Genomic DNA, 24,819 nt, shown 5'->3' on the forward strand with positions numbered 1-24,819 from the left:
CCGTGATACGTCGACGAAAACACGAAGGGGCCCTGCTCAGCAGGGCCCCTTCGGGATGAGGACGGTACGGCGGGTCGTTCAGGAGAGCACCGTGGCAGGCGGTGTGGTCGGCCAGGTCATGCGGATCAGCCCGCCATGCTCATCGGCGGAGACCTCCACGTCGTCAACGAGGCCGCTGATGACCGCGAGGCCCATCTCGTCCTCCTCGGCATCCACCTCGCCGTCGCCGCCCGCGGCGGATGCCCGCTCGCCGGGGACAGCGCGCGGCGCCTCGTCGCCGACCTCGATGGAGAACTGTTTCTCCTCCTCGATCAGCGCCACCTTCACCGGCGCCGTGATGCCGACGCTCTGGTGCAGTCCGACGGCACGGGTGCAGGCCTCGCCGACGGCGAGTCTCACCTCGTCCAGGACGGCCTCGTCCACTCCGGCCCTGCGCGCCACCGCTGCCGCCACCAGTCGGGCGGTCCTGACGTGCTCGGGCAGCGCGCTGAAGCGGAGTTCAACGGTGGCCATGCATCCCCCTCCGAACTACGGGCGTGCTGTCCGGAGGACCGGGCCGCCGAAAGCCCGGTCCCCCTTCTCTTTCAACTTCTGCCGTCCCGGACCCGCACTCGGGCGAGCCCTGGTCGGTGATCAGTCGGTCGCCGCCACCGCTTCCTCGACCGAGGTGTGGATCGGGAACACCTTGGTGAGGCCGGTGATGCGGAAGATCTTGAGAATGCGCTCCTGGTTGCAGACCAGGCGCAGGGAGCCCTCATGGGCACGCACGCGCTTCAGGCCGCCGACCAGTACGCCGAGCCCGGTGGAGTCGAGGAAGTCCACGCCCTCCATGTCGACGACGAGGTGGAAACTCCCGTCGTTCACCAGCTCGACCAACTGCTCGCGCAACTTTGGCGCGGTATATACGTCGATTTCGCCACCGACCTCGACGACCGTACGATCGCCGACGGTACGGGTCGACAGGGACAGGTCCACGGATCCTCCAGCACCTTGCTATCGAGCGGTCGTCCCTCGGGACACCTCGGCTTGAAGCCCCCAGGACGGTTCGCCAGCCGCGATGGCATTCAATCACTTACCGGCAGGCGTGCACGACGCCTTGGTCCCATTGTCCGTCACGCCAGTGACACACTCGGTGCCGATGGCCAAGAATCACCGATCCGATCGATCCCCGACGGGCCCCGCTTCCCGGGTGGACCCGGGCACGGTGCTGGGCCGACTCGCCTCGGGGCCGAGTCGGGCTTCGCGCATCACTCATACGGAGCATGTGCCCCCGCGCGAGGGTCGCCATGCCGTCTGGCCGGACCGGATCCGCGCGGAAGTCATCGCCGCGGTGCAGACCGCGGGAATCGAACATCCCTGGGCTCACCAGGCACGAGCCGCCGAGCACGCCCTGGACGGCGACTCCGTCGTCGTCGCCACGGGCACGGCGTCCGGCAAGTCCCTGGCCTACCTCGTGCCGGTCCTGTCGACGCTCCTGGACGGCTCCGAGGCCCCGAACGGCCGCGGCGCCACCGCGCTCTACCTGGCTCCCACCAAGGCCCTTGCGGCGGATCAGTGCCGCTCGGTGAAGGAACTTTCACATCCGCTGGGCAATTCCGTCCGCCCAGCTGTGTATGACGGCGATACTCCGTTCGAGGAACGCGAGTGGATCCGCCAGTACGCCAACTACGTCCTGACCAACCCCGACATGCTGCATCGCGGCATACTCCCGTCCCACCCCCGCTGGTCCTCCTTCCTCAAGTCGCTGAAGTACGTCGTCATCGACGAGTGCCACACCTACCGCGGCGTTTTCGGCTCCCACGTCGCCCAGGTCCTGCGCCGACTGCGCCGCCTGTGCGCCCGCTACGGCGCCTCTCCCGTCTTCCTGCTGGCCTCCGCCACCGCCGCCGAGCCCGCGGTCGCAGCCGGACGCCTGACCGGCCTGCCGGTCGTGGAGGTCGCCGACGACGCCTCCCCTCGCGGCGAGCTCGTCTTCGCCCTGTGGGAGCCCCCGCTCACCGAGATGCAGGGCGAGAAGGGCGCCCCGGTCCGCCGTACGGCCACCGCCGAGACGGCCGACCTCCTGACCGACCTCGCCGTACAGGGCGTGCGCTCGGTCGCCTTCGTACGCTCCCGGCGCGGCGCCGAGCTGATCTCGGTCATCGCCCAGGAACGCCTCGCCGAGGTGGACCGCTCCCTCGCCCGGCGTGTCGCGGCGTATCGCGGCGGCTACCTCCCCGAGGAGCGGCGCGCCCTGGAACAGGCCCTCCACTCCGGCGAACTCCTCGGCCTCGCCGCCACCACCGCCCTCGAACTCGGCATCGACGTCTCCGGCCTGGACGCCGTTCTGATCGCCGGCTACCCGGGCACGCGTGCCTCCCTGTGGCAGCAGGCGGGACGGGCAGGCCGCTCCGGGCAGGGCGCGCTGGCCGTCCTGGTCGCCCGCGACGACCCGCTGGACACCTTCCTCGTCCACCACCCCGAGGCCCTCTTCGACCGGCCGGTGGAGTCGACCGTCCTCGACCCCGACAACCCGTACGTCCTGGCCCCGCACCTGTGCGCGGCCGCCGCGGAGATCCCGCTCACCGACGAGGACCTGGCGCTGTTCGGCCCGGAGACCGAGGGGCTGCTGCCGCAACTGGAGGCCGCGAAACTGCTGCGCCGCCGTACGAAGGCCTGGCACTGGACGCGCCGGGAGCGGGCCGCCGACCTCACCGACATCCGCGGCGGGGGCGGGCGCCCCATCCAGATCGTCGAGGCCGGGACAGGACGGCTGCTCGGCACGGTCGACGCGGGCGCCGCGCACACGACGGTGCACGAGGGCGCGGTCCACCTGCACCAGGGCCGCACGTATCTCGTCCGCACCCTCGACCTGGAGGACTCGGTCGCCCTGGTCGAGGAGGCCTCCCCGCCGTATTCGACGGTCGCCCGCGACACCACGTCGATCTCCGTGCTGGAGACGGACGTCGAGGTCCCCTGGGGCGACGGCCGCCTGTGCTACGGCTCCGTCGAGGTCACCAACCAGGTGGTCTCCTTCCTGCGCCGCCGGCTGATCACCGGCGAAGTACTGGGCGAGACGAAACTCGACCTCCCTCCTCGTACGCTGCGCACGCGCGCGGTGTGGTGGACGGTCACCGAGGACCAGTTGGACGAGGCCCGGATCAACCCGGAGATCCTCGGCGGCGCCCTGCACGCCGCCGAGCACGCCTCGATCGGCCTGCTCCCCCTCTTCGCGACCTGCGACCGCTGGGACATCGGCGGCGTCTCGATCCCGCTCCACCCCGACACGCTCCTCCCCACGGTCTTCGTCTACGACGGCCACCCCGGCGGCGCGGGCTTCGCCGAGCGCGCCTTCCACACGGCCCGCTCCTGGCTCACCGCCACCCGCCAGGCCATCGCCTCCTGCGAGTGCGACGCCGGCTGCCCGTCCTGCATCCAGTCCCCCAAGTGCGGCAACGGGAACGATCCGCTGCACAAGAGGGGGGCGGTGCGGTTGCTGACCGTGCTGTTGCGGGGGGCGCCGGAGGAGAAGGGAGAGGCTGGGCCGGGTGGGGAGTCGGTCAGGGCGCTGGAGTCGGCCGGTCCCTCGCCGCAGGGCCGGACGGCGGAGGCAAGGGCGGAGGCAGGGCCGAAGGCTCCGTCGGCAGCGACTGGCCCCTCGGAGGGGGCGGTTCCGTCAGCGGGGACGGGTTCGCAGGTCCCGCCCGCGCCCTGACCTCCGCGGCGAACGGCCCCCGGCCCGACGCCGCCGTCACGTCCGAGACCTCGCCCACCACCTCGCACCGCACGAGCCGCACGCCCTGCGCCCGAGCCACCCGCTCCGCACGGGCACAGGCCGCCGTACCGCCCTCCGCCCAATGGTCCGCCGCCGCCAGCGCCGCCAGATCCGCGCCGCCTGCCGCTTGGTGCCGGGACACGACGGCCTGGCCCAGGGCGAGTACGACGCCGAAGACAACGCAGAGCACAGCGATGGCACCGACGCTCCAGACGGTGGCGGAACCGCGGTCGGAGCGCAGGTCGGCGGCGAGCTTCCGGACTACGGGCAGGTCGTGGGCGGATCCCCGGACCGTAGGCCGGTCGGTGACGGTTCGTCCGCCTCCTGCGCCGCGGTTGACGGGCCTTCGGCCAGAGCGTCGGCCGGTGAGAAGCCCTTGGACAGACCCACGACCCATTGCGCAAACCCCTCTCATGTCCCCACCCCCACCGTCTCCTCCGCCAACGCCACGGCCTCCTCCCGCACCTCGAAGGGGAGCCCGCGCAGCAACGGAGGCTTGGCCACGACGACCACGCGGACCTCGTCCCCCTTCCGGCCGACCGTGACCGTCGCGCCGCGCGGTGCCGCCTCGCGGGTCACCTCGATGACCGCGTCGGCCGGATCCTGCCGGGCTGCCGCGCGGGCGCCCGTCCGGGCCGCGTCCACGCACTGGATCTGCGCGGCCACCACGAGCAGCCCCCACACCAACGCCATCGCGAACATCACCAGCACGGGCAGGACGACAGCCGACTCCGCCGTCACGAACCCCTGGTCCGACGCCCAGGCCTTAGCCCGATCCGGCCCCCGGCCAGATCCCTGGCCCCACGGGCCAGGCCCCTGGCCCTGCCCTCGCTCCCCCTCCCTCTCCCGCTCACATCCGCGCATCGAGCGCCTGCTTCACGATGGCCTGCAGTTCCTCGCTGACCTGCCCGCTGGTCACAACCTTGTAGAGCACCACGGCGAACGCCACCGCCGCGACGATCCCCATCGCGTACTCGGACGTGACCATCCCCGCGTCACTCCGCGCCCCGCGCATCCTGCACACCAGCCCGCGCATCCGCGCCCGTACCGCCTTGTACATCTCAACCCCCGTAAGGCTCAGTCCTGTTGAAACCATCTGTTGAACGTCGGTGGTCGACCGACTGCTGTTGAACGTCGGTGGTCGACCGACTGCTGCTGAACGTCGGTGGTCGACCGACTGCTGCTGAACGTCGGTGGTCGCCGTCACCGCCCCTCACCCCGTCATCCGCCACCCCCTCCCAGCACCCCACCCGCAAGCCCGATCACCACCGGCGCGACGCCGACCGCGATGAACGCGGGCAGAAAGCACAGCCCCACCGGCGCGGAGACCATGACGGCCGCCCGCCTGGCCCGTTCCGTCGCGGTGCGCGCCCCGTCGGCGCGAGCCTCCGCGGCGAGTCGCGCGACCGGTCCGGCCGCCGGCAGCCCCGACACATCGGCCCGCTCCAGCAACCGTGCCAACTTGCCGGCCCTCGGCAGCGAGGCCAGCCGCTGCCACGCCGCGCCCGGTTCCCCACCGAGCCGCACCTCCGCGGCGCCCCGTGTCAGCCCGTCCCCGACAGGGCCGCCCAGGGCCTCCCCCACGGCCTGCGCCGCGATCACCGGACCGGCTCCCGCGGCGACACAGGCCGCCAACAGATCGGCAGCAAGCGGAAGTTGCCGGGCCACCTCGGAGGCATCGATCTCTTCCTCGGCACCGACGGCTCCCTGCCGACGCCGCCACAGCCCCATCCCGGCCGCGAGGACCAAGCCCGCCGCGAACCCGGCGACCCCACCGACCAGGACCCAACCGGCGCCCATGACCGCCGCCATGGGCAGCCCTTGCCGCAGGCCCTGCCGGGCGTCGAACCGTCGACGTTTCGACGCCAGGTCGGTGGCCGTCATCAACGCGGCCAGCCGGCGCCGGACCCTCCTCTCCTGCCGCACCGCCACAGGCCACCCCAAAAGCCACCCGACGACCAGCGCGGTCCCCACGGCCACCCCCAGCCTGTGGAAAAGTTCCGCACTCACACCATCACCTCCGTCTCGCGCCCCCGACCCAGCCCCGGACCCCGACCCGCACGAGTGCTCACACCGCCTCCGCCCGCCGCACGATCCACAGCGCCCACCACATCCCCAGCCCCTCCAACACCCCGCCGACCACCAGGCAGGCGAGGCCCGCCCCGGTATGCAGCAGCACATGCAGCGGATCGGCCCCCATGACGGCACCGAGCAGCAGCCCCAGGACCGGCAACCCGGCGAGCATCACCACCGTCGACCGAGCTCCCGCCAACTGGGCGCGCAGATCGGCGCGTTGATCCCGCTGGGCCCGCAACGCCCCTTCCAGTCGTTCGAGTCCGGCCGCGAGCCCGGCGCCCTGATCCACGGCCACCCGCCAGCACGCCGCCAACCCCGACAGGCCCTCGGCACCCGGCTGCCGTGCCGCGGAGGCGAGCGCGCCCGGCACATCCCCGCCGAACCGCGCCGCCGCCAGTACCGCGGCCTGTGCTTCCCCCAGCCCACCGGAATCCCACGCCGCACGCAGCAACGCCTCACCCGGCTGCCGTCCGGCCCGTACCTCCCCGGCAATCGACGCGCACAGCGCGATCACCGCGTCCCCGCGACGCTCCCGTGCCCGCCGCGCCTCCCGGGCCAGCCGCGCCTTCCTCAGCAACGGCACCCCGGCCGCCCCCGCGACGACCGGCAGCACCGACGACCCCAGCACGCCCAGCACCAGCCCGACGACCGGCGCCCACCACTCGGCCCGCAACCGCCCTCGCAGCCGCCGCAGTTCCCCGGCCAACTGCCGCCAGTTCGGAGGCCCGGCTCCCGCCACCCCACCGCCCGCAAGCAGCAACTGCGCGCGTCGCACCCCGGAGTTCGGGCCGCCCAGCATCCAAACCGCGGCCCCGAGACACACCACGGCCGCGCCCAGCGACATCTCACCCATGCAGCCCACCGAACCCCTCGAGATCAGCGCGTCCCGCCACGCCGCCCTCCCCCTCACCGCTCTCACCCCGAAGCAGCCCTCGCAGCCGCTCCCAGCCCCGCTCGTACGCGAACGCCTCAGTGCCCCACCGCAGCGCCGGCACCGTCCGCACCAGCCCCGACGGATCCCGCTCCAGCACATGGACCTCGGCGATCCGCCGCCGACCCGTCCGATCACGCACCAGGTGGAGTACGACCGACAGCGCGGCCGCCAACTGGCTGTGCAACGCGGCCCTGTCGAGCCCGGCCGCCGTACCGAGCGCCTCCAGCCGGGCCGGCACGTCGGCCGCCGCATTCGCGTGGACGGTCCCGCAGCCTCCCTCGTGGCCGGTGTTCAACGCGGCCAGCAGATGGACCACTTCGGGACCGCGCACCTCGCCCACGACCAGCCGGTCCGGCCGCATCCGCAGCGCCTGCCGCACCAGGTCCTCGAGGGTCACGAGCCCGGCGCCCTCCTGGTTGGCGGGTCTGCTCTCCAGCCGTACGACATGCGGATGTTCCGGCCTGAGCTCCGCCGAGTCCTCCGCGAGCACGATCCGCTCACCCGGCCCGACCAGCCCGAGCAACGCGCTCAGCAGAGTCGTCTTGCCGCTGCCGGTTCCACCGCTGACGACGAAGGACAGCCGCGCGTCGACCAGCGCCCGCAGCACCCGGTCCCCGCCCGGCGGCACCGTGCCCGCCGCGACCAACTCCTCGAGCGTGAAGGCCCGGGGCCGTACGACCCGCAGCGCCAGGCAGGCGCAGCCGACGGCGACCGGTGGCAGCACCGCGTGCAGCCGAGTCCCGTCGGGCAGCCGGGCGTCCACCCAGGGCCGCGCGTCGTCCAGCCGCCGCCCGGCCACCGCGGCCAGACGTTGCGCCAGACGTCGTACGGCGGCCGCGTCGGGGAAGGACACCGAGGTCAGCTCCAGGCCGCCACCCCGGTCCACCCAGACCCGGTCCGGCGCCGACACCAGCACGTCCGTCACCGACGGATCGGCGAGCAGTGGCTCCAGCGGCCCGCTCCCGACCAGCTCGGACCGCAACTGCTCGGCCGCCCCGAGGACTTCGGCGTCCCCCAGCACCCTGCCCTGCTCCCGGAGTGCCTGCGCCACGCGCGCGGGCGTCGGCTCGGCCCCACTCTCGGCCAGCCACTGCCGCACACCGTCGAGCAACCCCGCCGGCATCTCCGCCCCGGCTGCCGTCCCGCCCGACGCCCGCCGAGCAGCCGACAGACCAGCCCCATCGGCAGAGCCCCGCTGCACAGCCGACGAACCAGCCCGACCCACCGACGCCCACCGCGCAACCGACGAACCAGCCCGATCCACCGACGCCCGCCGCCCAGCGTCCGCACCCACCGAGCGACCAGATTCCTGCCGCACAGAAGCCGCACTCACCGAGCGGTCGGTCTCCGACCACACAGTGGCCGCACCCACCGCACGGCCAGACTCCCGCCCCACACCATCCGTACCGGCCACGCGGTCCGGCACCCGCCGCGCGACGGCGTCACTCGCCCCACCGTCCAACGCCCACCGCGGCGTGGCCCTACGCCCCCTGCCCGCCATCGTCCTGCCCGACCGCCACCGCTCAGGAGCCGCCCGCACCGAACCGCCCGCGCTGCCGTTCACCCATTCGAGCCCCGAATCCACACGCGTGCCGCCATCCACACGCGTGCCGCCACCCACTCCAGTGCCGCGCTTCGCACTCATGCCGCCCTCGCCTCCAGCAACGCCCGCTCCCAGAACTCCCGGCAGAACCGTGCCAGCGGCCCCCGCCCCACCGCGCCCGGCGGTGCCTTGCTCTCATGCGGGCGCAGCAGGCCCGACTCGATGGGCACCTCGCCCACCAGGGGGAGTTCCAGCAGGCGGGCCACCTCGCGGTCGTCCAGCCCGGGCGCGTACGGCCCACGTACGGCCACCCGCAGATCCCGCAGGACCATCCCGACCGCGGCGGCCACCTGCCGGGCCGCGGCGACGGCGCGCAGTTCGGCGGGGACCACGAGGATCCCGACGTCGAGTTGGGCGAGGGCCTCCGCGACCCCGTCGTCGATACGACGGGGCAGATCGACGACGACCGCGCCGCCCCGGCGCCGGGCCGCGGCGAGCACCGCGCGCATCGCCTGCGAAGGCACCGCGAGGCAGTCGCCGCGATCCCAGCTCAGGACCCGCAGGGAATGGAGTTTCGGCAGGGACTCCTCCAGCGCCCCGCTGCCGAGCCTCCCGCGTGAGCCGGCGAACGCGGGCCAGCGCAGGCCCTCGGTCGCCTCGCCGCCGAGCAGGACGTCGAGTCCGCCACCCAGCGGATCGGCGTCGACGAGCAGGGTGCGTAGCCCCTCACTCGCGGCGGTGACGGCGAGGGCGCACGCGAGTGTGGACGCTCCGGCCCCTCCGCGCCCGCCGATGACCCCGACGGTGAGGGCGGGCCGGCCGACGCCCTCGGCGACGTCGGCGATGCGGTCGACCAGCCACTGCTCGCCGTCCGGCAGCATCAGGACGTGATCGGCGCCGATCTCCACGGCCCTACGCCAGACCCCGGAGTCGTCCTGGTCCCGGCCGACCAGGACCACTCCGCGTCGGCGTCCCGCCCCGCGCACGCGGCGTGCGGCGTCGTCGCCGACCAGGACGAGCGGTGCGGCCTCCCAGCTGCCTCTCGGCTCGGGCACCCCGTAGTGGACCTCGGGTGTGGCGCCGGCTGCCGCGCACAGGCGCAGCAGGTCGTCGAGCAGTTCGTCGTCTTCCGTGACGATCAACGGCTTGCCCGGCCGCCCGGAGGCGGTGGGCGGCGGATCGTGTGTGACGGCTGCGGCCACGATTTCCATCCCCCTTCGCTGCATCACTCGCGCAGCCCTGCGGCCCCGCGAATCCCAAACATGTGAAGAACCGGCAAGCGGCCTCCATATGAACGGCCGATACGAACCGGCCAAACACGCCCGACTAACCGGAACCAGCCATGAAGTCGGTCCGAGCGGGGCGCGCTGGAATCACGGTGCAGCGATCCCGGAAATCGTGTGGATCTTGGTCGATAACTGTGGACAACTCGGCGGTTGTGAATATCGCCGTCACCCATACCGGTGACCCTCGGACCGACCCCTGTGCGACTTCCGCAGAGCAGCACGACGACTACACAGGGTCACGGATCATGGGCACGCCGATGAGGCGGCCGCAGCCGCCTCGACACGGCCCCTCGGCCGCACTCAAAAATGAAAAACCCACCCGGACATGCGACGACCCCCGCCGGGGGGGAGAGCGGGGGTCGTCTCCACGGCCGACTCGGGGGGGGAGGAGTCGGACCGGGTTAGCACGGTCGCGAACGATCCGTGACTTCCATGGTGTACCCGAGAGCCCTCTCAGGCAAACCCACGCGCCCACCTTACGCCGAATGGGCTGCGCCTATGCTCAGGGTCGTGGAAAACCACTCCTTGCCCCGCACAGCCGCCTTCTTTGACCTGGACAAGACGGTCATTGCGAAGTCGAGCACGCTCACGTTCAGCAAGTCGTTCTACCAAGGCGGCCTGATCAACCGCAGGGCCGCCTTGCGGACCGCATATGCCCAGTTCGTCTTCCGCGTCGGCGGTATGGACCATGACCAGATGGAGCGCACGCGCGAGTACCTCTCCGCGCTCGTCCGCGGCTGGAACGTCCAGCAGGTCAAGGAGATCGTCGCCGAGACGCTGCACGACCTGATCGACCCGATCATCTACGACGAGGCCGCCTCCCTCATCGAGGAGCACCACACGGCCGGCCGCGACGTGGTGATCGTGTCCACGTCGGGCGCCGAGGTGGTCGAGCCGATCGGCGAGTTGCTCGGCGCGGACCGCGTGGTGGCCACGCGCATGGTGGTGGGCGACGACGGCTGCTTCACCGGGGAGGTGAAGTACTACGCATACGGCCCGACGAAGGCCGAGGCGATCAAGGAGCTGGCCGAGTCCGAGGGCTACGACCTCTCCCGCTGCTACGCATACAGCGACTCGGCCACCGATCTGCCGATGCTTCAGTGCGTCGGCCATCCGCATGCCGTGAACCCCGACCGCGCGCTGCGTCGCGAGGCACTCGCGCGCGGGTGGCCGATTCTCGACTTCCACCGCCCCGTTCGGCTCAAGCAGCGCATTCCCTCCTTCTCGGTGCCGCCGCGTCCGGCCCTTCTCGCGGTCGCCGCCGTAGGGGCCGCCGCGGCCACCGCGGGCCTGGTCTGGTACACGAGTCGACGCCGCACGGCGCTCGCCTGACCTGCACATCCCGGGTCCCGGGTGCCCTGTTCGGCGTATCGACGCCCGTTTGACGCAGCTTTGGGAGCAAAAGTAAAGAACTGCAGCCAGGACTTCCGCTTGGTTGGGTCCTGGAGTACAAAGGACTCAACGGCCCGCGAGACCAAGGACATCCGAGAGGATCACCTTTAATACGCATTTGGCCCCACGGACCGAGCATGAACATTGGGCACCCACGCGACGTCGACCCGTCGATTACGGGCCAGCCGCACCAGGTGACGGGCAAAGTTCCCGACCTGATGGGCAACATATCGAGGACGCTTGGTAACCCGGTGAACATGCCAGCGGCGGTACGAGTTCTCGTACCGCCGCAACTCTCATGGGCCCCCGCGCGGGGCTTTCTTCACGCCCCACGCGCGCGTGCCCTACGCCGCCCCGCGCTGCAGCGCCTCGCACACCGCCGTCGACTCACGTGCGCCGAGCTCGATCGCCTTGCCACAGTGGGCGATCCAGGCGGCCATACCCTCGGGCGTACCGGAGACGTAGCCGTCGAGGGCTGCCAGATAGGCCGCGCGGCCCAGTTCGGCGTGGCCGACCTCGGCCGGGCAGACGGACTTCGGGTCGAGGCCGCTGCCGACGAGGACGATGCGCTCGGCCGCCCGCGCGACCAGGCCGTTGTGGGAGGTGAAGGGCCGCAGCGCGAGCAGCTCGCCGTGCACGACGGCAGCCGTCACCAGGGCGGGCGCCGAGCCCCCGGCAATGATCAGCTCGGACAGGCCTTCCAGGCGACCATGCACCTCTGCCGCACTCGGCGGCGGCAGCTCGATCAGCGGCTCGTCGACCGGCTCGCCCTCCTGGCGCGGGCGCCCGACCGTGTCGTCGTTGCTCGCCGCCGCCACCAGGTGCAGCCGGGCCAGTACCCGCAGCGGCGACTGCCTCCAGATGGACAGCAGTTGGCCCGCCTCGGCGGTCAGCCGCAGGGCCCCGCCCACGACGCGAGCCTCGTCGTCGCCACTGAAGTCGGTACGCCGGCGGACCTCTTCGAGCGCCCAGTCGGCACCGGACAGCGCGGCGGAGCCACGGGCTCCACGCAGGGCCGCCTCGGAGGTGATCTCGTTGCTGCGACGCCGCATGATGCGGTGCCCGTAGACCCGGTCAACGGCCTTGCGTACGGCCTCCACGGACTCGGGCACGCCGGGCAGTGACCCGAGGGTCGCGAGCGGATCGGCGGTCGCGCCTGTCGTACTCATGAGTACGACACTACGCGCCCACCCGCCACCCGACATCGCGACCCCCATCGGGCCTCACCCTCGCCGACGCCCCGCACCCCACGATCGAGTGGCCTTCTCCGCACACGCCTGCCACATACAGCTACCGCACCACTACTCTTCGTGAACATGAAAATTGCTTTCGTCGGGAAGGGCGGCAGCGGCAAGACGACCCTGTCCTCCCTGTTCATCCGCCAGCTCGCCGCGACCGGAGCGCCGGTCGTCGCCGTGGACGCCGACATCAACCAGCACCTGGGAGCCGCGCTCGGCCTCGACGAGGCGGACTCCGCCGCACTGCCCGCGATGGGCGAGCGGTTGCCGCTGATCAAGGACTATCTACGCGGTTCCAATCCGCGGATCGCCTCTGTCGAGACGATGATCAAGACGACGCCGCCCGGCGAGGGTTCACGGCTGCTGCGGGTGTCCGAGCACAATCCGGTGTACGACGCCTGCGCCCGCCCGGTGGAACTCGACGGCGGCGCCGTCCGTTTGATGGTCACCGGCCCCTTCACGGACTCCGATCTGGGGGTCGCCTGCTACCACTCCAAGACAGGGGCGGTGGAGCTGTTCCTGAACCACCTGGTGGACGGCCCCAGCGAGTACGTCGTGGTCGACATGACAGCGGGCTCGGACTCCTTCGCCTCCGGCATGTTCACCCGATTCGACATCACGTTCCTCGTCGCCGAGCCGACCCGGAAGGGGGTCTCCGTCTATCGCCAGTACAAGGAGTACGCCCACGACTTCGGAGTCGTCCTGAAGGTCGTCGGCAACAAGGTGCAGGGCCAGGACGACCTCGACTTCCTCCGCGCCGAGGTCGGGGACGACCTGCTGGTGACCGTCGGGCACTCGGACTGGGTGCGCTCCATGGAGAAGGGCCGACCGCCCCGGTTCGAACTCCTGGAGGACGTCAACCGTCTCGCCCTGCGCCGGCTGCACACCGCCGCGGACGCGACGTACGAGCTGCGGGACTGGGAGCGCTACACGCGCCAGATGGTGCACTTCCATCTGAAGAACGCCCAGTCCTGGGGGAACGAGCGCACCGGGGCCGACCTGGCGGCGCAGATCGACCCCGGATTCGTACTCGGCGAGAGCCTCACCGCACTGGCGGCAAGCAACTTCCGGCTGACGCCTACTGTTTGACCGCCGGCGCCCCGGGCACCCCCTTCGGGGCCGGGGCCGGACGCCCCGAAAGGAAGGACGCCCAGCCCTGCTTCGGGGCTTCGCCGACCCCGAGCGTGCGCAGCTTCTTCAGGGTCGCCGAGTCCTGGGCGTCCAGCCAGTCGGCGAGCTGCCGGAAGGAGACGCAGCGCACGTCGGGCTTGTTGCAGACCGCCTCGATGACCTCCTCGACGGCGCGCATGTAGGTGCCGCCGTTCCAGGACTCGAAGTGGTTGCCGATGATCAGGGGCGCGCGGTTGCCGAAGTAGGCCCGATGGAAGCCCTTGAGCAGGCCGTCCCGCATCTGGTCGCCCCAGAAGTCGTGCTTGGCGGGGTCGCCCTGGCTCGTGGTGCCCGACTGGTTGACCATGAAGTTGTAGTCCATGGTGAGCTGCTCGTAGGAGTGCCCGGGGAACGGCACGAGTTGCATCGACAGGTCCCACAGGCCCCCCTTCTTCTCGGGCCAGATCTGGTTGTTGACGCCGCTGGAGTCGTAACGGAAGCCCATCTCACGGGCGGCCCTGACGAAGTTCTTCCGGCCCTCCAGGCAGGGCGTGCGGGCGCCGATGAGCTCCTTGTCGTAGTCGAAGGGCAGGGGCGCCGCGGTCGCCATGCCCGCGTTGGTCTTCCAGGACTTCACGAACCTCTTCGCCTGGACGATCTCGTCCTTCCAATCCTCCACCGACCATTCGCCGACTCCGCCGCTGCTGCCGCAGAAGTGGCCGTTGAAATGGGTGCCGATCTCGTTGCCCTCCAGCCAGGCCAGGCGCAGTTGCCTCGCGGTGGCGGCGATGCCCTCCTCGTCGTTGAAGCCGATGTCGGAGCGGCCCGGGGAGTGCTGCGGCGGGCGGTACAGGTCGCGTTTGTGGTCCGGCAGCATGTACACGCCGCTGAGGAAGTACGTCATCGTGGTGTTGTTCGCCCTGGCGACCTTGCGGAAGTGGGAGAACAGCTTCTGGCTGTCCTCACCGGCGCCGTCCCAGGAGAACACCACGAACTGCGGGGGCTTCTGACCGGGCTTGAGCCGCTCGGGTCTGAGCAGGTGCGGCTGGGCGCCGGTGTACGCGGTGGACCCGTCACCGATCAGACGGACCACGCTCTTGGGAGCGGGTGCCGCCGGCTTCGCCTTCTCGGGTCCGGGCACTCCCTGCCGGGTCGTGCCGGCGCCGGTCGCGCAACCGGCGAGTGACGCGGCGCAGACCGCGGCGATCGCGGTGCCCGCCGTGATCCTGTGCGTCCCGACGACCCTGTGCGTCGCGGCAGTCCTGCGGGGGGCTGCAGTCCTGCGGGAGGCAGCAATCCTGCGGGTGGCGGCCATGTTCCGTCCACCTTCTTCCTTCTCTCGGGGGGCCGACGGCGCCGCCAAAGTCGCACGGGACCGAGAAGGAATTAGTACGACAAGCCGATTAATTAGCCACTTCATCCTTCAGGGGGATTTATTAGTCCATTTGCTCGGAAAAGCTATTCCAGCCCTTTACTCTGCATTACGATCCGTTTACCGACTGTTGTTTGATCCCGCCGCTGCACGCCGTGACCACACGGCCGCGACCCGACCCCTCGCCCATGAGCGGGGGACCACCAGATCCGCGACCGCGCTGCCCCGGAGGAAGACGGGAAACATGTCCGCCTGCGTCCCCACCCGCGCCGACGACCCGAGTCGAGCGGAACGCACCCACGAGCCCCACAGCCCACCGCCGACCGGCCCTCGCCGCCATCGCATCGCGGGCGCCGATCTGTCGGCATCGATCGCGGTCTTCCTGATCGCACTCCCCCTGTCCCTGGGCATCGCCCTCGCCACTGGCGCACCCCTCCAGGCAGGCCTCGTGGCCGCCGCCGTAGGAGGACTCGTCGCCGGATGGCTCGGCGGTTCCCCGCTCCAGGTCAGCGGCCCCGCCGCCGGCCTCACCGTGGTCACCGCCGACCTCATCCATCAGTACGGCTGGCGGACGACCTGTGCCATCACCGTCCTCGCCGGGATCGCCCAACTGGGCCTGGGCTCCGTGCGCGTGGCGCGCGGCGCGCTCGCCGTGAGCCCCGCCATCGTGCACGGCATGCTCGCCGGCATCGGCGTCACCATCGCCGTCGCCCAGCTGCACATCGTCGTCGGCGGCACCCCACAGAGCTCCGTCCTCGACAACCTCCGCGCGCTGCCCGCCCAGTTGGCCGAGCTGCGGCCCGCCGCCGTGTCGGTGAGCGTGCTGACCCTGGCCCTGCTGCTGCTCTGGCCCCGGATCCCGGGCCGGCCCGGACGTCTCCTGCGCAAGATCCCGGCCGCGCTCGTGGCTGTCGCCGGTGCCACCTCGGCCGCCTCGCTCGCCGGCCTGGTCCTGCCCAAGGTCGACCTGCCGTCCTGGAGCAGCCACGCCCTGGCCGGGCTGCCGGAGGGCCCGGTGCTGGGCCTGATCGCGGCAGTGCTGACCACCACGCTGGTGTGCAGCGTGCAGTCGCTGCTCGGCGCGGTCGCCGTGGACAAGATGGTGGCCTCACGTCCCGGCCTGCCCGCCCGCGTCGGACGCTCCCACCTGGACCGTGAACTGCTCGGACAGGGCGCCGCCAACATCGTCTCCGGCACCCTCGGCGGGCTGCCCGTCGCCGGCGTGGCCGTGCGGAGTTCGGCGAACGTGCAAGCCGGTGCCGTCAGCCGGAACTCCACGATGCTGCACGGCGTTCTCGTAGTAGTTGCCGCGCTGCTGATGGTCCCGATCCTGGAGCTCATCCCGCTCGCCTCGCTCGCCGCCCTGGTGATGGCCGTCGGCATCCAGATGGTGTCCCTGCACCACATCCGCACGGTGACCCGCCACCGAGAGGTGCTGGTGTACGCCGTCACCACCCTCGGCGTGGTGTGCTTCGGCGTCCTGGAGGGCGTCACCCTGGGGATCGCCATGGCCGTCGCCGTCGCCCTGCACCGCCTCACCCGTACCCGGATCACGCATGACGAGAAGGAAGGAGTCCATCACGTACACGTACGAGGCCAGTTGACGTTCCTCGCGGTGCCACGGCTCAGCCGGGCCCTGCATCTCGTACCCCAAGGCGCCCACGCCGTCGTGGAGTTGGACGGGTCGTTCATGGACCACGCGGCGTACGAGTCACTGCAGGACTGGCAGAACACCCACTCCGCGCACGGCGGCTCCGTCGAGCTGGTCGGCCGCAGAGCCGGGGTCCGGATCGGTGAACCGACGACACCGGTCGGTCTCCATCTCGACGCCGGGCAGGCCGCGGCCGAGTCGGCCGACTGCCGTTGCCACCCCTGGACGCCCTGGCGCAACCACCAGTGCGAGATCCCGGAGTCCGTCCCGTCCCACAGCGGACGCGACGGGCGCACCGAGGAAGCGCAGGCAGCCGCGGGGGCGGCGAGGTCGTCCGGACGCCGGACGGGCGACACCGACGCGTCTGGCACCCCCCTCACCACCGACGCCGCCAACACCCTGGGCGAGTCCGGTACGGCCGACGGGTCGGGGGCGAGCGGCGCCGTAGCCGGGCCCGGCGATGCCGACGGACCCACCGGATCCGCACGCCCCGGTGCGAGCCGGGCAGACGGGTCCGGCGGAGCTGACGGAAGCCGACCGAACACGCATCAACTGGCCCGTGGCATCAGCGCGTTCCAGCGCAACACCGCACCCCTGGTGCGGGGCGAGCTGGCGCGGCTGGCGCGAGAGGGGCAGCAGCCCTCGCAGCTGTTCCTCACCTGCGCGGACTCGCGGCTGGTCACGTCGATGATCACCTCCAGTGGTCCCGGCGACCTGTTCGTGGTGCGCAACGTGGGCAACCTCGTTCCGCTGCCCGGCCAGGAGAGCGGGGACGACTCGGTGGCGGCGGCGATCGAGTACGCCGTGGACGTGCTGCAGGTGCGGTCGATCACGGTGTGCGGGCACTCCGGGTGCGGGGCCATGCAAGCGCTGCTCAATTCCGAGCCCGGCGGTCCGCAGACCCCGCTCAGGCGGTGGCTGCGGCACGGACTGCCGAGCCTGGAGCGGGTGTCCGACGAGAGCCGGCCGTGGGCCAGGCTCGCCGGGCGGGCACCGGCCGACACGGTGGAGCAGCTCTGTCTGACCAACGTGGTCCAGCAGTTGGAGCACCTACGGGCGCACGAGTCGGTGGCCCGGGCGCTGCGGGCCGGGGCGCTGGAACTGCACGGGATGTACTTCCACGTGGGCGAGGCGCAGGCGTACCTGCTCACCGAGGGGGACGGGGACGAGGTGTTCGACGACGTGGGGGTGGCGGATCTGTCGGCGTGAGGCAGGGAGGAACGCGCGGCCCCTCGGCGCGGGGCGGGGAGTGTGTGCGGCCCCGGTCGGCGCGGGGCCGCGCATCACATGCGGGCGCGATGCGGCGTGACGCTGCCACCCGGGTGGCGACGCTTCGCCTGAGGGTGGTGTCTCACCTGCGCAGGGGCGGAATGTGAAAGGGATTACAGACCTGAACCGGGTCCGTCCGGCGTCCGTGGGAACGGATGACCCCGGCGTGGAAAAGCGCCTCCGTACCCACCCACGCCGACAGGTCTAAACCAATTTTCCGTCGACCCTTGTCATCGGCCCCTCGGGTCTGATGAGCTGTGGCCTGGGACACAACGGACACCCTGGGAAAGGGAGATGTCGTGAGCAACGAAAGCCTGGCCAACCTGCTCAAGGAAGAGCGCAGGTTCGCACCCCCCGCCGACCTGGCCGCCAACGCCAATGTCACGGCGGAGGCGTATGAACAGGCCAAGGCTGACAGGCTCGGCTTCTGGGCCGAGCAGGCCCGTCGGCTGACCTGGGCCAAGGAGCCGACGGAGACGCTGGACTGGTCGAACCCGCCGTTCGCGAAGTGGTTCAAGGACGGCGAGCTCAACGTCGCGTACAACTGCGTGGACCGGCATGTCGAGGCCGGGCACGGCGACCGGGTCGCCATCCACTTCGAGGGCGAGCCCGGCGACAGCCGCGCCATCACCTACGCCGAGCTCAAGGACGAGGTCTCCAAGGCCGCCAACGCCCTGCTGGAACTCGGCGTCCAGAAGGGCGACCGGGTCGCGGTCTACATGCCGATGATCCCGGAGACGGCGGTCGCGATGCTGGCCTGCGCCCGGATCGGCGCCGCACACTCCGTGGTCTTCGGCGGCTTCTCGGCGGACGCGCTGGCCACTCGTATCCAGGACGCGGACGCCAAGGTGGTCATCACCTCCGACGGCGGTTACCGGCGCGGGAAGCCGTCCGCGCTCAAGCCGGCCGTGGACGAGGCGATCTCCAAGGTCGACAACGTCGAGCACGTCCTCGTGGTCCGCCGTACCGGCCAGGACGTCGCCTGGGACGACAGCCGCGACGTGTGGTGGCACGAGATCGTCGAGCGGCAGAGCGCCGAGCACACGCCGGAGGCGTTCGAGGCGGAGCACCCGCTGTTCATCCTGTACACGTCCGGTACGACGGGTAAGCCGAAGGGCATCCTGCACACCTCCGGCGGCTACCTCACCCAGGCGTCGTACACCCACCACGCCGTCTTCGACCTCAAGCCGGAGACGGACGTGTACTGGTGCACCGCCGACGTCGGCTGGGTCACCGGGCACTCGTACATCGTGTACGGGCCGCTGGCGAACGGCGTGACGCAGGTGATGTACGAGGGCACGCCGGACACCCCGCACCAGGGCCGCTTCTGGGAGATCGTGCAGAAGTACGGGGTGACCATCCTGTACACGGCGCCCACCGCCATCCGTACGTTCATGAAGTGGGGCGACGACATCCCCGCGAAGTTCGACCTCAGCAGCCTGCGGGTGCTGGGTTCCGTGGGTGAGCCGATCAACCCCGAGGCGTGGATCTGGTACCGCAAGCACATCGGTGGCGACCGGACGCCGATCGTGGACACCTGGTGGCAGACCGAGACGGGCGCGATGATGATCTCGCCGCTGCCGGGCGTCACCGAGACCAAGCCCGGTTCGGCGCAGACGCCGCTGCCCGGCATCTCCGCGACCGTCGTCGACGACGAGGCGAACGAGGTGCCCAACGGCGGTGGCGGCTACCTGGTGCTGACCGAGCCGTGGCCGTCGATGCTGCGCACCATCTGGGGCGACGACCAGCGGTTCCTCGACACGTACTGGTCGCGGTTCGAGGGCAAGTACTTCGCCGGTGACGGGGCGAAGAAGGACGACGACGGGGACATCTGGCTCCTCGGGCGCGTCGACGACGTCATGCTGGTGTCGGGGCACAACATCTCCACCACGGAGGTCGAGTCGGCCCTGGTCTCCCACCCGTCCGTCGCCGAGGCGGCCGTCGTCGGTGCCGCCGACGAGACCACCGGGCAGGCCATCGTCGCCTTCGTGATCCTGCGCGGCACGGCGAACGCCGAGGACGAGAGTCTCGTCAACGATCTGCGCAACCACGTCGGCGCCACCCTCGGCCCGATCGCCAAGCCCAAGCGGATCCTGCCGGTTGCCGAGCTGCCGAAGACCCGTTCCGGCAAGATCATGCGCCGGCTGCTGCGGGACGTCGCCGAGAACCGTCAGCTCGGCGATGTGACGACGCTGACCGACTCGACCGTCATGGATCTCATCCAGGCGAAGCTCCCGGCGGCGCCGAGCGAGGACTGAGTCTCCGCGCCCCCTGATCTCCGCGAACGGCTGATCTCCGCAAAACCCTGAAGGGCCGCCTCGCGCATCGCGCGCCGGGCGGCCCTTTTCTGCCTAACGTGAGACGTACCGGACACCTCCCGCCGCCCCTTAGGCAAACTAAACAAAGGCACCTTAGGTAAGCTAATAAAAAAACGTCAGCCTCAGGTGCGCCGGGAAGTCTGGTCGGCATGCGCTCAGCCCTGCCCACCGACCGGAGGTCTCCCCCGTGCCCGCGCCCCGCACCACCGCCCCCGTCCGCAAGATCCTCGGACGGCTGTCGCTCCCCGAGCGAACGTTCGTCGCGGACGCGCTGCGCACCGAGACCGTCGGTGGGGTGCTGCTGCTCATCGCCGCTATCACCGCACTGATCTGGGCGAACGTGCCCGCACTGCACGACAGCTACGAGGCTGTCGGCCACCTCCACTTCGGCCCCGAGGCCCTCGGGCTGAACCTGTCCGTCGAGCACTGGGCCGCCGACGGGCTTCTCGCGATCTTCTTCTTCGTCGCCGGGATCGAGCTCAAGCGCGAACTGGTGGCCGGCGACCTCAGGAACCCCAAAGCGGCCGTACTGCCGGTCGTCGCCGCGCTGTGCGGAATGGCGGTGCCCGCGCTCGTCTACACGCTCACCAATGCCACCGGGGGCGGCTCGATGGCGGGCTGGGCGGTCCCGACCGCCACGGACATCGCCTTCGCGCTCGCCGTGCTCGCCGTCATCGGCACCTCCCTGCCGAGCGCCCTGCGCGCCTTCCTGCTCACACTCGCCGTCGTCGACGACCTCTTCGCGATCCTGATCATCGCGATCTTCTTCACCGACCGGATCAACTTCGCCGCGCTCGCGGGTGCCGTCGTCGGACTGGTCGTCTTCTGGCTGCTGCTGAGGAAGGGAGTACGCGGGTGGTACGTCCATGTCCCGCTGGCCCTCGTCATCTGGGGGCTGATGTACAACAGCGGCATCCACGCCACCATCGCGGGCGTCGCGATGGGTCTGATGCTGCGCTGCACGAGGCGTGACGGCGAGGCGCACTCCCCCGGCGAGCACATCGAGCATCTCGTGCGCCCCCTGTCGGCGGGCCTCGCCGTCCCGCTGTTCGCGCTGTTCAGCGCCGGTGTGGCCATCTCCGGAAGCGCGCTCGGCGATGTGTTCACCCAGCCGGAGACGCTCGGGGTCGTTCTCGGCCTGGTCATCGGCAAGACGCTCGGCATCTTCGGCGGGACCTGGCTGACGGCACGATTCACCAGGGCCACGCTCAGCGACGACCTGGAGTGGGCCGACGTGTTCGCGGTGGCCACCCTCGCCGGCATCGGCTTCACCGTCTCCCTGCTCATCGGCGAACTCGCCTTCGCGGGTGACGCCGAGTTGACCGACGAGGTCAAGGCCGCCGTACTGCTCGGGTCCCTCGCCGCGGCGACGCTGGCGACCGTGCTGCTGAAGATACGTAACGCCAAGTACCGCCGCATGGTCGAGCACGAGGAGCGCGACGAGGACGCGGACGGCATTCCGGACATCTACGAGGAGGACGAGCCGGAGTACCACCTGCGGCTGGCCGCCCTCTACGAGCGCAAGGCCGCCGAGCACCGCCGTATCGCTCTGGAGAAGGCCGCCGCACGCCACGCGCTTGCCGAAGTGGCGGGCGGGGCAGGCGAGGAGGAGCAGCGTCGGGCATGATCTGACGGGACGGTACAAAAGACGGAACCGTACTCAGTCAGGCAGAAGACGGAACCGTAACCACGAGGGAGACCGCGATGAGCGCACCCGACGGCAGCCCGGTCGGCGCCGAACGCAGCATCGGCCAGCTGTTCGCCTCGGCGACGACCGAAATGTCGGCGCTGGTGCACGACGAGATCGCGCTGGCCAAGGCGCAGCTGAAGCAGGACGTCAAGCGCGGCGCGACGAGCGGCGGCGCGTTCTCGCTGGCCGGCGCGGTGCTGGTGTTCTCCCTGCCGATGCTGAACTTCGCCCTCGCGTACGGGATTCGGACCTGGACCGACTGGAACCTCGCGATCTGCTTCCTGCTGTCGTTCGCGGCGAACGTCGTCGTCGCGCTCGTCCTCGTCCTGATCGGCGTCGTGTTCGCGAAGAAGGCCAAGAAGAGCAAGGGCCCGCAGAAGGTCGCCGCCTCGGTGAAGGAGACGGCGGGCGTCCTGCAGAAGGCCAAGCCGCATCCACGTCCCGCCCCCGCGCCGGAGCTGGAGGACCGGGCGCCGGCGGCCATCGAGGCTGTGGCACGCTCGTCGTCATGACGGATCCCGCCACCCCTTCGGCTCAACCTGCCTCGGTCGTACGACTGGACGTCCCCGGCGGGAAAGAGGTGACACACCGGGACGTAGCCGCCAATGGTGCGCGTTTCCATATCGCGGAGATGGGCGACGGCCCACTGGTGCTGCTGCTGCACGGCTTCCCGCAGTTCTGGTGGACCTGGCGGCACCAGCTGGTCGCCCTCGCCGACGCGGGTTTCAGGGCGGTGGCGATGGACCTCAGGGGCGTCGGCGGCAGCGACCGTACGCCGCGCGGTTACGACCCGGCCAACCTCGCCCTCGACGTCACCGGCGTGATCCGCTCCCTCGGCGAGCCGGACGCCGCGCTGGTCGGGCACGACCTGGGCGGCTATCTGGCGTGGACGGCGGCCGTGATGCGCCCCAAGCTCGTACGACGGCTCGCGGTCGCGTCCATGCCGCACCCCCGGCGCTGGCGCTCGGCCATGCTCTCGGACGTCAAGCAGACGAGTGCGAGTTCCTACATCTGGGGGTTTCAGCGGCCCTGGATCCCCGAGCGTCAGCTGACGGCCGACGACGGGGCACTGGTCGCCCGGCTGATCCGGGACTGGTCGGGGCCGCGCCTGCCGGACGACGACGCGGTGGAGACGTACCGCCGCGCGATCTGCATCCCGTCGACGGCGCACTGCTCCATCGAGCCGTACCGCTGGATGGTGCGCTCGCTGGCCCGCCCCGACGGCATCCAGTTCAACCGCCGCATGAAGCGGCCGGTCCGTGTGCCGACGCTGCATCTGCACGGCTCCCTCGACCCCGTGATGCGCACGCGCAGTGCGGCCGGCTCGGGCGAGTACGTCGAAGCACCGTACCGCTGGCGGCTGTTCGACGGGCTGGGGCACTTCCCGCACGAGGAGGACCCGGTCGCGTTCTCCGCAGAGCTCATCAACTGGCTCAAGGATCCGGAACCCGACCGGTGAGTCACCGCTGCTCCGGCTCCTGCTGGGGGTCCGGGGGTCGCCCCCCGGGAAAGCGCAGCCCGCACGAGGAGGACCCCGTCGCGTTCTCGGCCGAACTGATCAACTGGCTGAAAGACCCCGAACCCGATCGGTGACCGCGCCGATGCGCCCGGTATCCGGAACTGAACACCTGTCCTACGAACAGCCAATTGCCTGGCGCATAGGCCAATTGGGGGCCCCGGAGGCGGTTATCGACCTTGGGGCAGGGGCAGACGTCGGGGTATGGGCTGGACGCACGACTACAGTGACGCAGCACGCACTCGCCGCTCGGCCGGTGGGCTGAGCTCCCACCAACGAGGCGGCGCCCCGCAGATGCCGGGTTCCGACCTCCGGGTGGGCATTCCGCGCATTCTGCGCCGCCGGGCCCGCTGGGTCTCGGTACGCCTGCGCCACCCGCGCGGCTGACCGGCCGCGCCCTTCCACGACCGGGCTCAGCCCTCACCCGACGGGCACCGCCCCGACCGGACCCACGGACCTACAGCGCGCAGCTGTCGCTGTCCACCTGCTGGTTGGCGGTACGGCCCTTGACGATGTCCTCCTGGATCTCGTCCACGGTGAGCGCGTAGCCGGTGTTGGCGTCGTCGAGGGACTTCGCGAAGACCACGCCGTACACCTTGCCTTCGGGCGTGAGCAGCGGGCCGCCGGAGTTGCCCTGGCGGACGGTCGCGAACAGCGAGTAGACGTCACGGCGCACGGTGCCGCGATGGTAGATGTCCGGGCCGTTGGCCGGGAGGCGCCCACGCACGCGTGCGGCACGCACGTCGTACGCGCCGTTCTCCGGGAAGCCCGCGATGATCGCGCCGTCGCCGCTCTGGGCGTCGGTGGTGGAGAACTGCAGCACGGGCGCCTTCATGTCCGGCACGTCGAGTACGGCGATGTCGCGCTCCCAGTCGTAGAGGACGACCGTCGCGTCGTACTTCCTGCCCTCTCCGCCTATCTGGACGGTGGGTTCGTCGACGCCTCCGACGACATGCGCGTTGGTCATGACGCGGCGGTCGGCGAAGACGAAGCCGGTGCCCTCCAGGACCTTGCCGCAACTCGTCGCCGTGCCCATGACCTTGACGATGGAGCGCTGTGCGCGGGCGGCCACCGGGCTGTTGGCGAGGGCCGGGTCGGGCGGCCGGACGTCGTTGATCGGCTCGTTCGCGAACGGGCTGAAGACCTGTGGGAAGCCGTTCTGCGCGAGGACGGAGGAGAAGTCCGCGAACCAGGTGTCCGCCTGGTCGGGCAGCGCCCGTGCCACCCCGAGCAGCACCTTGGAGTTACGGACCTCCTTGCCGAGCGTCGGCAGCGTCGTCCCGGCGAGGGCGGAACCGATCAACCAGGCGACGAGCAGCATCGCGACGACGTTGACGAGGGCGCCGCCGGTCGCGTCGAGGGCGCGGGCCGGGGACCAGGTGATGTAACGGCGCAGCTTGTTGCCGAGGTGGGTGGTCAGGGCCTGACCGACGGAGGCGCAGACGATCACGACGACGACGGCGACGACGGCGGCGGTCGTGCTCACCTCGGCGTTGTCGGTCAGCGCGTCCCAGATGACCGGGAGCAGGTACACGGCCACGAGACCGCCGCCGAGGAAGCCGATCACCGACAGGATGCCGACCACGAAGCCCTGGCGGTAGCCCACGATCGCGAACCACACGGCGGCGACCAGCAGCAGGATGTCCAGCACGTTCACCGGTTCTAGCCTC

Annotated in this window: 20 protein-coding genes and 1 pseudogene; 9 read left to right on the plus strand and 12 right to left on the minus strand. The window is 70.9% G+C overall.

Annotated features, from left to right (window positions below):
* Window positions 1–78 precede the first annotated feature (78 nt).
* Together ABD932_RS20090 and bldG are read right to left on the minus strand one after the other, a co-directional pair.
* Window positions 79–513, minus strand: coding sequence for an ATP-binding protein (locus tag ABD932_RS20090; RefSeq protein ID WP_345014671.1), 435 nt, complete (start codon window positions 511–513; stop codon window positions 79–81).
* Window positions 514–633: 120 nt separating this feature from the next.
* A complete protein-coding gene (gene bldG / locus ABD932_RS20095) occupies window positions 634–975 on the minus strand; it encodes an anti-sigma factor antagonist BldG (protein ID WP_003975386.1) in 342 nt (113 codons plus the stop codon).
* A gap of 82 nt (window positions 976–1,057) precedes the next feature.
* Here bldG and ABD932_RS20100 point away from each other — a divergent pair, with 82 nt between their 5' ends.
* The gene (locus ABD932_RS20100) at window positions 1,058–3,694 is read left to right on the plus strand and encodes a DEAD/DEAH box helicase (RefSeq protein WP_345014673.1); all 2,637 of its coding nucleotides are present in this window, start codon (window positions 1,058–1,060) and stop codon (window positions 3,692–3,694) included.
* On the opposite strand, the pseudogene ABD932_RS20105 reads toward ABD932_RS20100, so the two are convergent.
* From ABD932_RS20105 to ssd, 7 genes and pseudogenes are all read right to left on the minus strand, one after another.
* A pseudogene (locus ABD932_RS20105) lies at window positions 3,639–4,025 on the minus strand (Rv3654c family TadE-like protein); the annotation flags it as partial. The gene ABD932_RS20100 and the pseudogene ABD932_RS20105 sit on opposite strands and share 56 nt — an antisense overlap.
* 140 nt (window positions 4,026–4,165) lie before the next feature.
* Entirely contained in the window at window positions 4,166–4,495 is a 330-nt protein-coding gene (locus ABD932_RS20110) for a TadE family type IV pilus minor pilin (RefSeq protein ID WP_345014675.1), read from the minus strand.
* 109 nt (window positions 4,496–4,604) lie between these two features.
* On the minus strand, window positions 4,605–4,814 hold the full coding sequence (locus tag ABD932_RS20115; protein WP_345015389.1) for a DUF4244 domain-containing protein: 210 nt from the start codon (window positions 4,812–4,814) through the stop codon (window positions 4,605–4,607).
* 161 nt (window positions 4,815–4,975) lie between these two features.
* The gene (locus ABD932_RS20120) at window positions 4,976–5,764 is read right to left on the minus strand and encodes a type II secretion system F family protein (RefSeq protein WP_345014677.1); all 789 of its coding nucleotides are present in this window, start codon (window positions 5,762–5,764) and stop codon (window positions 4,976–4,978) included.
* 58 nt (window positions 5,765–5,822) lie between these two features.
* Entirely contained in the window at window positions 5,823–6,683 is an 861-nt protein-coding gene (locus tag ABD932_RS20125) for a type II secretion system F family protein (protein WP_345014679.1), read from the minus strand.
* A complete protein-coding gene (locus ABD932_RS20130; RefSeq protein ID WP_345014682.1) occupies window positions 6,676–7,887 on the minus strand; it encodes a TadA family conjugal transfer-associated ATPase in 1,212 nt (403 codons plus the stop codon). Before ABD932_RS20130 ends, ABD932_RS20125 begins: the two co-directional genes overlap by 8 nt.
* 518 nt (window positions 7,888–8,405) lie before the next feature.
* Window positions 8,406–9,518 carry a septum site-determining protein Ssd gene (gene ssd / locus ABD932_RS20135; RefSeq protein ID WP_345014684.1) on the minus strand — a complete coding sequence of 371 codons (1,113 nt, stop codon included), beginning with the start codon at window positions 9,516–9,518 and terminating at the stop codon, window positions 8,406–8,408.
* A gap of 573 nt (window positions 9,519–10,091) precedes the next feature.
* Here ssd and ABD932_RS20140 point away from each other — a divergent pair.
* Window positions 10,092–10,925, plus strand: coding sequence for an HAD family hydrolase (locus ABD932_RS20140; protein ID WP_345014686.1), 834 nt, complete (start codon window positions 10,092–10,094; stop codon window positions 10,923–10,925).
* Window positions 10,926–11,329: 404 nt separating this feature from the next.
* Here the strand turns inward: ABD932_RS20140 and ABD932_RS20145 are convergent, their stop codons facing one another.
* The gene (locus ABD932_RS20145; protein WP_345014688.1) at window positions 11,330–12,154 is read right to left on the minus strand and encodes a Fic family protein; all 825 of its coding nucleotides are present in this window, start codon (window positions 12,152–12,154) and stop codon (window positions 11,330–11,332) included.
* A gap of 147 nt (window positions 12,155–12,301) precedes the next feature.
* Between ABD932_RS20145 and ABD932_RS20150 the strand changes: the two genes are divergently transcribed.
* On the plus strand, window positions 12,302–13,312 hold the full coding sequence (locus ABD932_RS20150; protein ID WP_345014691.1) for an ATP-binding protein: 1,011 nt from the start codon (window positions 12,302–12,304) through the stop codon (window positions 13,310–13,312).
* Here the strand turns inward: ABD932_RS20150 and ABD932_RS20155 are convergent.
* Window positions 13,302–14,648: a polysaccharide deacetylase family protein gene (locus ABD932_RS20155; RefSeq protein WP_345014693.1), complete on the minus strand. Its 1,347-nt coding sequence runs from the start codon at window positions 14,646–14,648 to the stop codon at window positions 13,302–13,304. The two genes, ABD932_RS20150 and ABD932_RS20155, sit on opposite strands and share 11 nt — an antisense overlap.
* A 301-nt stretch (window positions 14,649–14,949) precedes the next feature.
* Between ABD932_RS20155 and ABD932_RS20160 the strand changes: the two genes are divergently transcribed.
* The 6 genes from ABD932_RS20160 (at window position 14,950) to ABD932_RS20185 (ending at window position 23,536) form a co-directional block, all read left to right on the plus strand.
* Window positions 14,950–17,565 (plus strand): bifunctional SulP family inorganic anion transporter/carbonic anhydrase, encoded by a 2,616-nt coding sequence (locus ABD932_RS20160; protein WP_345014695.1) that lies wholly within the window; start codon window positions 14,950–14,952, stop codon window positions 17,563–17,565.
* Between the two features lie 359 nt (window positions 17,566–17,924).
* Entirely contained in the window at window positions 17,925–19,883 is a 1,959-nt protein-coding gene (gene acs, locus ABD932_RS20165; protein ID WP_345014698.1) for an acetate--CoA ligase, read from the plus strand.
* Window positions 19,884–20,130: 247 nt separating this feature from the next.
* Window positions 20,131–21,570: a Na+/H+ antiporter NhaA gene (gene nhaA, locus ABD932_RS20170; RefSeq protein ID WP_345014700.1), complete on the plus strand. Its 1,440-nt coding sequence runs from the start codon at window positions 20,131–20,133 to the stop codon at window positions 21,568–21,570.
* Window positions 21,571–21,647: 77 nt separating this feature from the next.
* Window positions 21,648–22,145, plus strand: a complete 498-nt coding sequence (locus tag ABD932_RS20175) for a phage holin family protein (RefSeq protein WP_345014702.1) — start codon at window positions 21,648–21,650, stop codon at window positions 22,143–22,145.
* Window positions 22,142–23,092 carry an alpha/beta fold hydrolase gene (locus tag ABD932_RS20180; protein ID WP_345014704.1) on the plus strand — a complete coding sequence of 317 codons (951 nt, stop codon included), beginning with the start codon at window positions 22,142–22,144 and terminating at the stop codon, window positions 23,090–23,092. Before ABD932_RS20175 ends, ABD932_RS20180 begins: the two co-directional genes overlap by 4 nt.
* A gap of 261 nt (window positions 23,093–23,353) precedes the next feature.
* Window positions 23,354–23,536: a hypothetical protein gene (locus tag ABD932_RS20185; RefSeq protein ID WP_345014706.1), complete on the plus strand. Its 183-nt coding sequence runs from the start codon at window positions 23,354–23,356 to the stop codon at window positions 23,534–23,536.
* Window positions 23,537–23,606: 70 nt separating this feature from the next.
* Here ABD932_RS20185 and ABD932_RS20190 read toward each other — a convergent pair whose 3' ends face one another.
* Window positions 23,607–24,806, minus strand: a complete 1,200-nt coding sequence (locus tag ABD932_RS20190) for a MarP family serine protease (RefSeq protein ID WP_345014708.1) — start codon at window positions 24,804–24,806, stop codon at window positions 23,607–23,609.
* Window positions 24,807–24,819: the final 13 nt, after the last annotated feature.

Source organism: Streptomyces shaanxiensis (assembly GCF_039537145.1).
GTDB classification, from domain to species: Bacteria; Actinomycetota; Actinomycetes; order Streptomycetales; family Streptomycetaceae; genus Streptomyces; species Streptomyces shaanxiensis.